Consider the following 14033-nt stretch of genomic DNA (forward strand, 5'->3'; position numbering starts at 1 on the left):
GACAAAACATGCAGCATTCAGCTCACCAGATTTATTTTTGCCACATGGCTTCGTTGCCGTTCACCGCCCTGAGCGCGCATTACCCCGATGCCCAGTGTCATGACTTCAGCGACGGGGCATCCGCTGCCCTGGCGCAGTCCTTTGAACGCCTGTCCGTGGCGTTGCTGGAGCAGGTCCATCAATGCTTGCGCCGTGGCGACAAGCAGCTGCCGTTGGTTCAGGTGATCCTCAGCGAGGAGCAGTTTGCCCAGCGCTCCGGCATTGCCGGCCTGTTTCGCACCATTACCAGTGAATACCCCGGCTTTCGCGGGCAGGTGATCGCGGTCAATGCCCAGGAGAGCCTGGCAACGCTCACGGCGAAGTTGCGCGGCAACGCGCAGGCGGGCGATCGCCATGTGGAAATCCTTTATCGCGATGACCAGCGGTATGCGCTGGACTGGCAGGAATTGACGCTGCTCGATCATTGCCCCAGCCCTTGGAGGGCCGGGCATGTCTATCTGATTACCGGCGGGCTGGGCGCGGTAGGGCGCCTGTTGATCGAGGAAATTCTGGCCCAGGGGTTCAACAGCCGGGTGATCCTGGTCGGGCGCTCCAGCGTGGACGAACAGGCGCGCAAGCAACTGGAGGCCTGGGCGCGTGCCGGTGTCCTGGTCAGTTACCGGCGTACCGATATCGCCGATCCGGAGCAAGTCGATAACTTGATCGGTTGGGTACTGGAGACCTGTGGCCGGCTGGACGGGGTGATCCATTGCGCCGGGATCATTCGCGACAACCTGTTGCTGAACAAGTCAGTCAGTGAGTTCGAACAGGTGCTTTCCCCCAAGGTTCGTGGCGCCGTGAATCTGGACCAGGCGACCCGGACGCTGCCGTTGTCGTTCTTTGCCTTGTTCTCTTCGCTATCGAGCGTGTTGGGCAATGCCGGGCAATCCGATTACGCCGCGGGCAATGGTTTTATGGACGGTTACGCCCGGCTGCGTGCGCAACGGGTGCGTTCCGGGCAGGGGACAGGCCGATCGGTGTCGATCAACTGGCCCTATTGGCAGGACGGTGGCATGCGCATGGAGCCACGGCAGGTGGAGCGCATGTGGCAGGAAAGCGGCCTGCGTGCGCTGTCCACCGAAAACGCCCTCAAGGCTTTCTATCAGGCCTTGGCCCAGGGCGATGAGCAGGTGTTGGTGGTCGAGGGCAATGTCCGGCGCATACGTCAGGTGGCGACGACATTGCATGGTTTCAGTCCGTTGGCCGAGGCTCCGGACGTCACACCGCTGGCGACTCCAGTGGCTCGGGGAGAGACCGGGGCCGGGTCGCGTTCTGCACTGCTGACGCACTTGACCCGATTGGTGGCGCAGGAACTGGGGCTTGCCGAACAGCGGATTCAGGTCGATGCCTTGCTCAGCAAGTACGGTATCGATTCGGTCATGATGATGAGGGTGATCGCGCAGCTGGAAAGTGATTTCGGTTCCTTGCCCAAAACACTGTTTTTTGAGTACCAGACGCTGGCGGAACTGGCCGATTTTTTTGTGGCGCAGCATGCCGAGGTCGTGGCCCGTCGCTGGCCTGTGCCGGGACAGGTTGCGCCGGGACAGGTTGCACAAGGAGAGGTCAAGGACGCGGTTTGCGCCGACGCGCCCGCATTGCCGGTTCAGCCTCCGGCACCGCGTAGTGTCGAGGCGTCCGTGCATGGGCTGGCCGGTGACGCCGAACAGCCGCCGTTGATCGCCATTGTGGCGGTGGCGGGGCGTTATCCCGGTGCTGACTCGGTGGATGAGTTCTGGAAGTGCCTGGCCGAAGGTTACGACGGCATCAGTGAGATCCCGCCCGAGCGCTGGAATGCCGACGACTTCTATGCCCGCACGCCGATGTTGGGCAAGAGCACCTGCAAGTGGGGCGGTTTCCTGGAAGAGGTCGCGGCGTTCGATCCGGCGTTTTTCAAGTTGACGCCGCGGGAGGCCAGCGTTCTCGATCCGAACGGGCGCCTGTTCCTGCAGACGGTTCAACACCTTTTCGACAGCGCCGGTCTGACCCGTCAGCGTATCGCCGAGCGTTACCAGTCGAAGCTGGGGGTGTTCGTCGGCGCGATGTACCAGCAATACAGCGCCGTGGACAGCGATCTGCTCAGTGAGTCGCTGGTATCGATTTCCTCCTACAGCTCGATCGCCAACCGCGTTTCCCATGTTTTTGATCTGCGCGGGCCGAGCCTTGCGCTTGATACCATGTGTTCATCGTCGTTGGTGGCCTTGCACTACGCCCACGAAAGCCTGCTGCGGGGCGAATGCACGGGCGCCATCGTGGGCGGTGTCAATCTGTCGTTGCACCCCAAGAAATACATCGGCCTGGGGGCATCGAACATGTTGGGCAGCGCGCCCGACAGTCGCAGTTTCAGCGACGGCAGCGGCTATCTGCCGTGCGAGGGAGTGGGCGCCGTGCTGCTTCGGCCGTTAAGCGATGCCTTGCGCGACCAGGACGAAGTGCTGGGGGTGATCCGTTCGACCCATGTCAGTCACAGCGGCGGGGCCAGCCATTACGCCACGCCGAACGTCAAGGCGCAGACGGCCCTGATCCGGGAAAGCCTGGAAAAGGCCGGCGTCGCGGCCAACAGCATCAGTTACATCGAAGCCGCCGCCAACGGTACCCCGCTCAGCGATGCCGTGGAAATGCTGGCGCTGCGCAAGGTCTTCAGCGAGCCTGGGGTGGCCTGTGCGATTGGTACGGTGAAATCCAACATCGGGCATGCCGAGGCCGCTTCCGGCCTATCGCAACTGACCAAGGTGCTATTGCAACTCAAGCATCGCAAGTGGCTGCCAACGCCGGGCATCGGCCAGATGAACAGCGATATCGATTGGCGGCAGGCGCCTTTTGAACTGCAATCGACGCTGCGCGACTGGCCACAACCGATCCTCACGGTCGATGGCAAGGAATGTCGCGTACCGAGGCGGGCGGCCATCGACTCGTTTGGCGCAGGCGGAACCTATGCGCATGTCATCGTCGAGGCGTTCGAGATTGCGCAGCCGCAGTGCCCGGCACCGGTACCGCTGGCCACCGAAGAGCAACTGATCGTGCTGTCCGCCGCTAGTCCCTCGTCGTTGCTGTCCCTGGCGACGGCTCACCTGCAGTCCCTGGGCTCGGGCCTGGCCACAAGCCTGGTCGACTATGCGCGCGCCCTGCGCCAACAGCGTGAGGCCATGGACTTCCGGCTGGCGATGGTGGTGTCCGACGTGAGCGAACTGACGCGGAGCCTGCAGGCTTTTTGCGCGGACCCGGAGGACTGGTCGAAACGTGATGGTGTCGGTTTTACAGGGGCTGTCGAGACGCCCGATAGCCGATTGCTGGAAGCTCTGGCACAGGATCGCACCACCGACAGCCTGATCGACGACGCCGTCGGGCAAAAGCATCTGCTCTCGTTGGCGGCGCTGTGGGCGAACGGTATTGATATCGACTGGCGACGTCTGGACGGCAGTGACTGTCATCGCCCGGTGGCTTTGCCGCTTTACCCGTTCGACAAGGTCCGCTGCTGGGTCGGCGCGGCGCCGTCGGCGGCAGAAGCGGGGCCGCAGCCATGGGCCGAGGAAAAGCTGCAAGGGCCGCTGCTGGAGAGGATTCGGCGGATCCTCGCGGAAGTGACCGGACTGCCGGCGACCACCTGGCGCGAGGACCGGGCGTTGAGCGAGTACGGCCTGGGCTCCGCGACCTTCATTCTGTTTTACCAGCGGCTGAGTGCGAGCTTCGGCGAGTTCGCGCTGGCCGATCTGCGTGAGTGCCAGACGCTGAACGACATCGTTCGCCTGCTGGACGCACAGCCGGTTGCCTCGATCGAGTCGCATCCGGTACGCCACCTCAGCCGGCGTTACCCGGAGCTGGTTGCGCTCAACCAGGGCCGTAGCGGGCGCCCGGTGTTCTGGATTCATGCCGGCATCGGTGGTGTCGAGGCTTACCAGGCATTGGCACAGCGCATCGAGCGCCCGTTCTTCGGTATCCAGGCCCGCGGCTACATGAGTGAACGTGCGCCACTCCAGGGCTTGCAGGCGATGGCGACCTATTACTGCCACCTGATCCTGATGCAGCAGCCGGACGGTCCCTATTCCCTGGGCGGTTACTCCCTCGGCGGAGCCCTGGCCTATGAAGTGACGCGGCAGTTGCAGGAGCTCGGTGAAACGGTGGACAGCCTGGTGATGGTCGACAGCCTGGACAGTCACGCCATGAGCGGGGCGGGGGTTTCAACCAAGACGCTTTATCTGCAGAGCGCCAATATCGCCATCGGCGCCTCGTATGGCGACGACCTGGAACAGGCGCTGGAGAACATGATTCACCAGGAACGGATCGACAGTGACGTCAGCGACGATGACTTCCTGCAGGCCCTCGCCGAGCAGGCCTGCCAGCACAGTTCGGATGTTTCGGTCGGCCAGCTGATGCAGCGTATCCGGCATAACGCCAAGGTGCAGTCGGCCTACGACAGCACGAACTTCCAGATACTGCCCTTGCCTCATCCTGCGGCCGTTCGATGCCATTACCTGCACAACCGTGGCGGCAATTACTTCGGTGGTCTGCAACCGTATCTGTTCGTGCGCGGGGAACACAGTGCCTTGGGGCAGGACGACTACGCACAAGGCTGGAAGCAGCAGATGCCGAGCCTTGAAGTCGTCGAGGTGGATGCGTTGTGTCACATGTTGATGCTGTCCACGCAACCGGCCCTGGACCAGATCGGCAGCTATTGCCAAGGGCTGTATGCCAAGACCGACAGGGTAACGCCCGGGTCGACAAAAAACCTGTCGGCGCAATCGGTCGAGGCCTGAGCCGCCAATCGGCGGTCCCTAATGAAAAGGAGTGCATGGAAATGAAAGCCTACATTTTTCCCGGCCAAGGGTCGCAAAGCCAGGGCATGGGTGGCGAGTTGTTCGACGAGTTCGATTTTTATACACGCATGGCGGATGACATCCTCGGCTACTCGATCAAGGAGTTGTGCCTGAACGACCCGGAGCGCCAACTCAACAACACGCTCTACACCCAACCGGCACTGTTTACCGTCAATACGCTGTGTTACCTGAAAGCCATTCAGGACGACCCCACGCCCGCGGCATGCCTGGCCGGTCATAGTCTGGGGGAGTACAACGCGCTTCTAGCCGCTGGAGCATTCGGTTTCGATGATGGTCTGCGCATCGTCCATAAACGCGCGCAACTGATGAGCAGTGCTTCCGGTGGCGGCATGGCGGCGGTGATCAACTGCGACATCGACAGGCTCCGTGCCTGCCTGAACCAGGGGGGGCTGGATGGTATCGACGTGGCCAACTACAACTCGGACTCGCAGATTGTGATCGCGGGGCTGCAACCCGACCTGACAGCAGCCTATGGCTTGTTTGACGAGCAGGGCATCGTCTACGTCCCCCTGAAGGTCAGCGCGGCATTCCACTCCCGCCAGATGGCGCCGCTCAAGGAAGCGTTCGCCGATTTCCTGAGGGGTATCGGGTTTTCCCCGTTGCAGGTTCCGGTACTGTCCAATGTCGACGGCGGTTTTTATAGCGACAGCAACCTGGTGGAGCGGCTGTCCGCGCAGCTGTGCAGTTCGGTGATGTGGCGGGATTCGGTGCTGAACATGCGGGCAGCCGGTGTCACGCGGTTCAAGGAGGTCGGCCCGGGCGACGTGCTGACCAAGCTCGTTGGGAAAATACTATGACGCAGCTAGAGCACGGGTTTGAGCGAAGCGTGCCTGGCCGGGCGCGGCAGGGCGAGCCGATATCGCCGCGCTTGCAACAGCTGCTACGCCTGTTCGGTCCCTCTGCGAACAACGGTAGGGTACTGGAGGAGCTGGAGCGCACTATCGCGGGACATCCAGCCGGCTACTTCAGCAACCCAGGGTTCGGGAGTGACGCTCGGGGGGGGCTGGAGTCGGCGTTCTCCAGCGTCTGTCTCCCGGAGTCGCCCGTGTGCCTCGACGAGCATGTCCAGTACCTGCAGAACCAGGTGTTCAGCCGCGCCACGCCGACGGCCTCGCCGTCATTCATCGGCCACATGACTTCCGCGTTGCCGTCGTATCTGCTGCCGTTGGCAAAGATCATGACGGCGCTGAATCAGAACCCGGTGAAGCTGGAAACCTCCAATGCCTTCACGCCGCTGGAGCGTCAGGTACTCGGGATGCTGCACCGGCTGATCTATGGCAATGACGAGGATTTCTACCGACAGACGTTGCACAGCGGCGAGCATGCCCTGGGGGCATTCTGCGCAGGTGGGACCACCGCCAACATCACGGCCCTGTGGGCCAGTCGCAATAACCTGCTGCCCGCCGACAAGGGGTTCGCGGGCGTTGCCCGGGAGGGGCTGGCCAAGGGGCTCAAGCACTACGGTTACGATGGCCTGGCCCTGCTGGTGTCCGAGCGCGGTCATTATTCATTGAAAAAAGCGGCCGATCTTCTCGGCATTGGCCAGGACCAACTGATTGCCGTGCCCACCGATGGCGCCGAGCGTATTCGCATCGATGCCTTGCAACGCTGCCTTGAGCGGTTGCGCCTGGACAATATCAAGCCGCTTGCGCTTGTAGGGATCGCAGGGACCACCGAAACCGGGGCTATCGACGATCTCGATGCCATGGCCGATGTGGCCGCGCAGGCGGGTTGTCATTTCCATGTGGATGCGGCCTGGGGGGGCGCGAGCCTGATGTCGGATCGACAACGCCCCTTGTTCAAGGGAATAGAACGCGCCGACTCGGTGGTTATCGATGCGCACAAGCAGCTGTATGTGCCGATGGGGGCCGGCCTGGTCTTTTTCAGGCAGCCGACGCTGACCGCCGCGATCAGCCAACATGCCAATTACATCGTGCGCAAGGGCTCCAAGGACCTGGGGCGCCATACCCTGGAAGGCTCGCGCAGCGCGATGGCGATGTTGCTGTACGCCAACCTGCACCTTCTTGGGCGTCAGGGATATGAGCAGTTGATCGATCACGGCGTCGACAACGCCCGTTACTTTGCCGACCTGATCAAGCAGCAGGACGACTTCGAGCTGCTCAGCGAACCGCAACTCTGCCTGCTGACTTATCGTTATGTCCCGTCGCCGGTCATGCAGGCCTTGCACAAGGCTGACGCTGCAAAGGTGGACGCTTTGCAGGAATGCCTGGATGCGCTGAACGACGATATCCAGGAGCGGCAACGGGATGCCGGACGCTCCTTTGTCTCGCGTACCCGGTTGACGCCGGAGCGCTGGGCAAACCGCTCGATCAGTGTCTTGCGCGTGGTGCTGGCAAACCCGCTGACGACTGCGTCGATACTCCAGGAGGTTGTCCAGGAGCAACGGGCACTGGCGCTCGGCAGCCGGTTTCTGCCGCGGTTGCTGGCCTTGCTGGCTCAAGGACCACAATCTTCGGTCACGGTATGAGGCATATCGGTCAGGTCGATGCCCTGCATGAGCGGCTGGAATTGCCCCGGGGGCAGATCCACTTATGGATGGCAACGTGCAGCGAAATCGAGCCGGCGCTGTTTGAACGCTATCGCCAGGAGTTGCTCTGCGAAGAGGAGAGGGCGATCGAGTCGACCTTTCATTTTGCCCATGATCGTCGGCAATACCTGATCACCCGTGCCCTGGTGCGTTGTGTACTTTCGCGCTACAGCCTGCGGGCCGCGGCGGATTGGCGGTTCGGCAAGACGGCGCACGGCCGCCCGACGATTCTGTGCCCGTCCGATGAGGAGCGTGAGCTGTCGTTCAACATTTCCCATGGCGCGGGAGTGGTGCTGGTCGGGGTGATGAGAGGCGGCCAGCTGGGGATCGACACCGAGTCCTATGAGCGACGCGATGATTTTGTCGCCATCGGCCAGCGCTGTTTTCGCGCGGACGAGGTCTCGGCCCTCGATCGTCTGGCGCCGGTGCAACGATGGCAGCGATATGTCGGCTACTGGACGCTGAAAGAAGCCTATGTCAAAGCCACGGGGGCGGGCCTTGCGACGGCGTTCGACTGCTTCGGTTTCCATATGCTTGACGAGGAGCGAATCGAATGCCGGTTCGATGACCCCGGGCAACAGGCCACAGGCTGGCATTTCAGCCTGCTCGAGCCGAACGTCACTCATGTGGCCGCCGTGTGCTGCGCGGGGCATGGGAAGCGCGCCCCGCATCTTCTGCTGCGTCGCATATGTCCCCTGGTCAGCGAACACTTTGTCGACTTCACCTTTTTGGCCCGATCAGCCTAGATGCCAGCTGCCGGGCTTATGTGTTTCTTGAGGAGTCAGAACCCATGACCCAACGCAAAACCATTTTCATGTACCCAGGACAAGGGTGTCAGTACTTTCACATGTGCAAGACCCTGTTTGTTCACGACCCCGTTTTTCGTGACAGTCTCAAGCGCCTGGATCTCTGGGTGACGGCCGAGATCGGTGGGTCGATCATTGAATATGTGTTCAACGACCAGGTCAGCGCCCTGATCCCGTTCGACACCACCCTTTACTCCAATCAGGCGGTCTTCTGTTTTGAATATGCCTTGACCCAATCCCTGTTATCGCGGGGTATCTATCCCGATGTGCTGTTGGGTGCGAGCCTGGGGGAGGTCGTGTGTGCCGCGGTGTCCGGGGCGCTGAGCCCCAGAGAATGCATCGACCTGCTGGCGTTCAGCTCCCGGGTGCTGGCGCGGACCTGCGAGCGAGGAGGGATGCTCTCGGTCTTTGCACCGCCAGCGCTGTTCGACGAAGACCGGCTGTTGCACGAGAACTGCGAGATGGCATCGGTTTCCTTTGACAGGCACTTCGTAATCGCCGGAAAAAGCACATCGATAGAGCGGGTCGAGGCGTATCTGAAGGCGGGCAACCATATCACCAGCCGCTTGCCGGTCGAGTATGGTTTCCACTCATCGGCCATCGATCCTGCCCGCTCGGCACTGCGCGAGCATTATGGAAACAGTGCACCCGGTCACCCGTTGGTGCCGGTGTTCTCCTGCCAGAAAAAAGCGATCATCCGTACCTATGAGGCCGATCATTTCGATGCGGTGCTCAGAGAGCCGATTCATTTCAAGGAAACCCTGGCAATCCTGGAGCAAGAGGGCCCCAACCTCTATGTGGATGTCAGCCCTTCCGGAACCCTCTCGACCTATTGCAAGTACATCCTTGATCCGGGTTCGGCGTCCAGAACGGTACCGGTCTACACACCGTTCTCGAAACACCGGACACTCGATCCGGCACTCTGGTTGCTGTAGTGCGTCAGCGTATGGGTATACCGGTAGGCCGGGAGGCAGCTACTGGCCTGAACGTAGTTAACGGGCAGGGTATCGGTGCAGATGCCTGCTCCACGCAGCAGCCCCGTACAGAATCAACAGAATAGAAAAGGGCCCACCGCCAGGTGGGCCCTTTTTGTTTCTGCAATGGCCAGGTCAGTCAGGGCAACACCCCCATATGAGCGGAGGGTGTGCCCATCGAGCGTCAGACCAGGCTGATCATGTCCGCGCTCAGTTGCGCGGGGTTGAAGCCGACCAGGGTGATGCTGCTGTCTCCCGCCACGATCAGGCTGTCGCTGCCTTGCTGGCTGGTGGCGCTGAGGACGGCGGCCGTGGAGGCGAACAAGGACTTGGAAAACACCAACTGATCGAAGCCGTTCTGGTGAACGTTGAAGTCGCTGATCACGTCATGGCCGAAGCCGCCCACGTCGAAGACAAACAGATCGCTGCCCACACCGCCGCTGAGGGTGTCGTTGCCCAGGCCACCCACCAGGATGTCGTTGTGCGCGCCGCCGTAGAGTGCGTCGTTGCCATTGCCGCCGAGCAGGGTGTCGTTGCCGTTTCCACCGTGCAGCAGGTCATTGCCCGCGCCACCTTCGATAAGGTCGTCGCCGCCCTGGCCGAAGATCAGGTCGCGGGAGGCGGTACCCTTCAGCAGGTCTGCCAACTGTGTGCCTTCGGTGGCCTTGGCGTAGCTCTTGTCCGACCCGAACAGGCCTTCGAAATCGAGCTTGCTGCCGGTCACGGTAAAGGCCGGGGTCAAGGCCTGGCCCAGGAGGCCTTCGAACTCGACATGCTCGACGTCGTGCAGCTCCTTGAGGCCGTAACGTCCGTTGGTGTCGTTGAGAAACAGGCTGCCATCGCTCAGGCGCACGGCTTCGTAACTGGTGACCGTACCCTGCAGGAAGACTTTGTCGTCGCCCACGCCGCCGGCGACAATGTCGGTGCCGGTGCTGACCCTGAAGCTGTCGTTGCCGGCGAAGCCGTCGAGGAAGTCGTCGTTCCTGCCGTCCTGCAGCTTGTCCGCGCTGTCCGTGCCGAGGAGAAAGGCCGGTGTGCCGAAGTGGTTGGAGGTGGGGGAGTATTTGTCGCTGACCCAGGTAAAGCTGCGGCTGACCGGGTCGAGGTTGCTGATGACGATGGTGCTGTCACGCTCGATGTAGTCGTAGAACGTCGACTGGCCGATGCGCTGGATGGGGTTGATGAAAACGCCTTCCAGGTGCGCCACCCAACCGTTGGGATTGATCACGGAGAAGGGGCCGTTGGGCCAGGTGGGCAAAGCGTAGACCGTGTCGAACAGCACGATGTTGTCGGTGGTCGAGGTGTAGCTGGCGTCACTGCCTTTGAGGGCCGCGAGAATGGCGCCGCTCAGGTCGGTCTGTTCGCCGATGAGCCGGTGCACGATGTCGTTTTCGAAGCCGAAGTTGAAGATACCGTCGCTGTTGCTGGCCTTTGGCGACGCCATGCCAAAGTAGTCCGAATCCTTGAAAAAGCCGTCGGCCAGGTTTTCCCTGCCCTGGTACATGCTGTTGGTCACGGAGCCGCCCTGGCTGTAGCCGGTGACCAGCACATCCTTGCCTGTCAGGTTATGGCTGGTAGCGTAGTTCTTGATCGAGTCGAGCAGGTAGTCGTAGCCGTGGATATAGGAGTTGTCGATCATTGCCGGGTATCCCAGCAAGTCCATCGGCGAGTTGGTGCCGGCAATCGAAAAGCCCATTTTCACCAGCTTGCCGCTCTCGTCGTATTGGCCGAATACCTTGGCCTGGGAGCCGGATACGTTTTCGCCCTTGAAGCTGCCTGTCAGGTCGAGGTGGCTGCCGTCGATGCCCAGGTCGCTGGCGCTGATCTCGCGCCAGCCCTTGGGCAGGACAAAGGTGTTTCCTTCGCCCAGGACCGCCCCGGGCAAGTGGTAGAGCGCGCCTACCGTCGCTACGCCGCTGGTGTAGGTGGCCAGGTTCCAGGCATCTGAAATCAGCACGCGGCCGTCTTGGCCCTTGTAGTCGAATATCGCCATGGTTCGTTTTCCCTCACAAACTAAAAAGTCATGAACAAAAACAAGAGCTGAAGTCTTCTTGTTCTTCTTCGCTCGGATTTCGGAGCCTGGTGACTGCGCGCTCCGGAATCTGCGCCCAAGCTACTCATTCGTCTGGAAGGCGTGGGTCGGGCAGCCGGGTATTGGCACGATCGTCCTGGAAAAAGGCGGATCAAGCCGCAACAAATCTGGGTTTATTACAGTTTGGTTACCGTGAGGCGGGCCCCGCAGCCGTTTACTGCGCCGGGCCCTTGAGGTTTCAGCGAAGCGGTGCTGAAACCTCCTTCTGTGCGACGAGAATTTTCCGGCTTACCCCCAGCGCCGGAACAGCACGCTGGCATTCACCCCGCCAAAGCCGAAGCCGTTGGACATGGCGTATTCCATCGCCAGCGGCTGGGCCTGGCCACGAATCAGGTTGAGGCCTTCGGCGCCGGCATCCGGGTTTTCCAGGTTGAGGGTGGCGGGGGCGATCTGGTCGCGCAGCGCCAGGATGGTGAAGATCGCTTCGATCCCGCCGGCGGCGCCCAGCAGGTGGCCGGTGGCCGACTTGGTCGAGGCGATGGCCAGGTCGCTGTGGTTGCCAAACACGCTCTTGATCGCCGCCAGCTCGCCTTTGTCGCCCACCGGGGTCGAGGTCGCGTGGGCGTTCAGGTGCCGGACCTGCGACGGCTCGACGCCGGCCTGACGCAACGCCTGCTGCATGGCGCGGCGGGCACCGTCGCCGTCCTCCGGCCCGGCGGTCATGTGATAGGCGTCGGCGCTGGTGCCGTAGCCCACCAGTTCGGCGATCGGCGTGGCGCCCCGGGCCAGGGCGTGTTCCAGCTCCTCGATCACCAGCAGCCCGGCGCCTTCGCCCATCACGAAGCCGTCGCGCGCCTGGTCGAAGGGCCGCGATGCGCGTTCCGGCGTGTCGTTGAAATCGCTCGACAGGGCGCGCGCGGCCGCGAAACCGGCCAGGCTGACCCGGTGAATCGTGGCTTCCGTGCCACCGCAGACCGCGACGTCGATCTCCCCGGCGCGAATCATCCGCGCGGCGTCGCCGATGGCCTGGACGCCCGCGGCGCAGGCCGTCACCGGCGTGCCCAGCGGCCCCTTCAGGCCATGCTGGATCGACACATGACCGGCGGCCATATTGCTGAGGAAGGATGGAATGGTGAACGGCGAAAGACGGCGCGGCCCTTTGCTGTCGGTGGTGCGCACGGCGTCGGCGATGGCCGGGAAGCCGCCCACGCCCGACGCGATGATGGTGGCGGTACGTTCCTGCGCCTCTGCCGTCTGCGGCGCCCAGCCGGCCTGGGCCAGCGCCTCCTGGGCGGCGGCGAGGGCGAACAGGATGAAGCGGTCCATCTTGCGCTGTTCCTTGGGCGCCAGCAGCGCGTCCGGATCGAAGCCGGCCTGCGGGTCCTCGGTGCGGTCGGGAACCTGGCCGCCGATGCTGATCGGAAGGTCGCCGATCAATGCTTCCGGTAGCCGGCGGATACCCGACTGCCCGGCCAGCAGGCGTTGCCAGACCTGTTCGACACCGCAGCCCAGCGGGGTCAATGCGCCCATGCCGGTGACGACAATGCGTTTGTTCATGACCTTTGTGCTCCTTCATCTCGTATAGGGTGTGTCGCTCTATGGACGTCACTATCATCATGAAAGTAACATGCCCGGACCACAAATACGCAACTGCGAAATTCGAGGAACCGCCATGCAACGCAAGACCCTCCTTCACGACGAATGCCCGATTGCCCGCAGTCTGGAACGGGTGGGCGAGTGGTGGAGCATCCTGATCATGCGCGACGCCCTGCATGGCCTGCGGCGTTTCGAGGAGTTTTCCCGCAGCCTGCAGATCGCCCCCAACATGCTCACCCGGCGTTTGAATTCGCTGGTCGAGGACGGCTTGCTGGAGCGTCAGGCCTACAGCCAGCGGCCGTTGCGCTACCAATATGTGCCGACGGCCCGGGGCGAGGATTTTCGTGTGGTGCTGATGGCGTTCGTCGCCTGGGGCAATCGCCATTACGCGCCGGAAGGGGAAAGCGTGCAGATCGTCGAGCGCGCCACCGGCCGGCCGGTGCGGCCGATGATGGCCGACCTGGCCGATGGCCGCCCGGTGCCGCTGGAGGCGTGCACGGTCCAGGCCGGGCCGATGGCCGGCGAAGGCATACGTCAGCGCCTGGGAGCGCTGCAGGCGATGGAGGCCGAGGGCGAGGCCTGAGAGGCCGCGAATCGCCGCGGCCCCCTTGGCTTAACGACAGGCGCTTGTCACTGGTCCTTTTCGCAGTTGACCATCCACGAGGCGCCGAAGCGATCGACCAGCATGCCGAAGCGCGCCGCCCAGAAGGTGGCCTCCAGCGGCATCTGCACAGTGCCCTGGTCCGCCAGCGCGGCGAACACCCGCTCGGCCTCGGCGATGCTGTCGACATTCAGCGATATCGAGCAGCCGTGGATACCCGAATAAGGCCGGTCGGGCGTGCTGTCCGAACCCATGATGGCCTGGTCGCCCACTAGTAGGCGGGTGTGGATGACCCGGTCGTGACACTCGGCGGGAACATGGTCGCGAGCGGGGCTTTCGCCGAAGGTCATCATCACTTCGAGGGTGCCTTGCAGGCACTGGGCGTAGAACTTGAAGGCGGCGGCGCAATCGCCGTTGAAGATCAGGTAGGGATTGATTTTCATGCTGGGACTCCCGGATGGCAGGGGCCGCGGGCGCGCCGGGTGAGCCGGCCCGCTGGCAAAAGCTGATGGGGTGAGGCCTTCACTAGCAAAGCCTAAACCTGTGTGGCAGTGGGCTTGTTTTTAGACGGATTTCTCATGGCCCCGTGGCGGGTTATCACCCTT

At 62.5% G+C, this 14033-nt stretch carries 9 protein-coding genes; 6 read left to right on the top strand and 3 right to left on the bottom strand.

Features of this window, described 5'->3' with window-relative positions:
- Nucleotides 1–8 precede the first annotated feature (8 nt).
- The 5 genes from AC3RCP_RS11490 to AC3RCP_RS11510 are packed head-to-tail and all read left to right on the top strand — an operon-like array spanning nt 9 to nt 9160.
- Nucleotides 9–4790 (top strand): SDR family NAD(P)-dependent oxidoreductase, encoded by a 4782-nt coding sequence (locus AC3RCP_RS11490; RefSeq protein WP_492571483.1) that lies wholly within the window; start codon nt 9–11, stop codon nt 4788–4790.
- 41 nt (nt 4791–4831) lie between these two features.
- Nucleotides 4832–5668 carry an ACP S-malonyltransferase gene (gene fabD, locus AC3RCP_RS11495; RefSeq protein WP_492571484.1) on the top strand — a complete coding sequence of 279 codons (837 nt, stop codon included), beginning with the start codon at nt 4832–4834 and terminating at the stop codon, nt 5666–5668.
- A complete protein-coding gene (gene panP / locus AC3RCP_RS11500; protein ID WP_492571594.1) occupies nt 5665–7359 on the top strand; it encodes a pyridoxal-dependent aspartate 1-decarboxylase PanP in 1695 nt (564 codons plus the stop codon). The genes fabD and panP overlap by 4 nt, the downstream gene beginning before the upstream one ends.
- Complete coding sequence (locus AC3RCP_RS11505; RefSeq protein ID WP_493150784.1) at nt 7356–8165, top strand: 4'-phosphopantetheinyl transferase family protein; 810 nt, start codon at nt 7356–7358, stop codon at nt 8163–8165. Before panP ends, AC3RCP_RS11505 begins: the two co-directional genes overlap by 4 nt.
- A 44-nt stretch (nt 8166–8209) precedes the next feature.
- Entirely contained in the window at nt 8210–9160 is a 951-nt protein-coding gene (locus AC3RCP_RS11510) for an acyltransferase domain-containing protein (protein WP_157832247.1), read from the top strand.
- Nucleotides 9161–9383: 223 nt separating this feature from the next.
- Here the strand turns inward: AC3RCP_RS11510 and AC3RCP_RS11515 are convergent, their stop codons facing one another.
- The gene (locus tag AC3RCP_RS11515) at nt 9384–11192 is read right to left on the bottom strand and encodes a calcium-binding protein (protein ID WP_492571486.1); all 1809 of its coding nucleotides are present in this window, start codon (nt 11190–11192) and stop codon (nt 9384–9386) included.
- Nucleotides 11193–11519: 327 nt separating this feature from the next.
- Nucleotides 11520–12788, bottom strand: coding sequence for a beta-ketoacyl-ACP synthase II (fabF, locus tag AC3RCP_RS11520; RefSeq protein ID WP_007932312.1), 1269 nt, complete (start codon nt 12786–12788; stop codon nt 11520–11522).
- A 115-nt stretch (nt 12789–12903) separates the two neighbouring features.
- On the opposite strand from fabF, the gene AC3RCP_RS11525 reads away from it, so the two are divergent.
- A complete protein-coding gene (locus tag AC3RCP_RS11525; RefSeq protein WP_101337376.1) occupies nt 12904–13410 on the top strand; it encodes a winged helix-turn-helix transcriptional regulator in 507 nt (168 codons plus the stop codon).
- A 47-nt stretch (nt 13411–13457) separates the two neighbouring features.
- Here AC3RCP_RS11525 and AC3RCP_RS11530 read toward each other — a convergent pair whose 3' ends face one another.
- The gene (locus tag AC3RCP_RS11530) at nt 13458–13871 is read right to left on the bottom strand and encodes a VOC family protein (protein ID WP_053260434.1); all 414 of its coding nucleotides are present in this window, start codon (nt 13869–13871) and stop codon (nt 13458–13460) included.
- Nucleotides 13872–14033 lie beyond the last annotated feature (162 nt).

It is taken from the genome of Pseudomonas sp. GW822-FHT05A08, assembly GCF_058800485.1.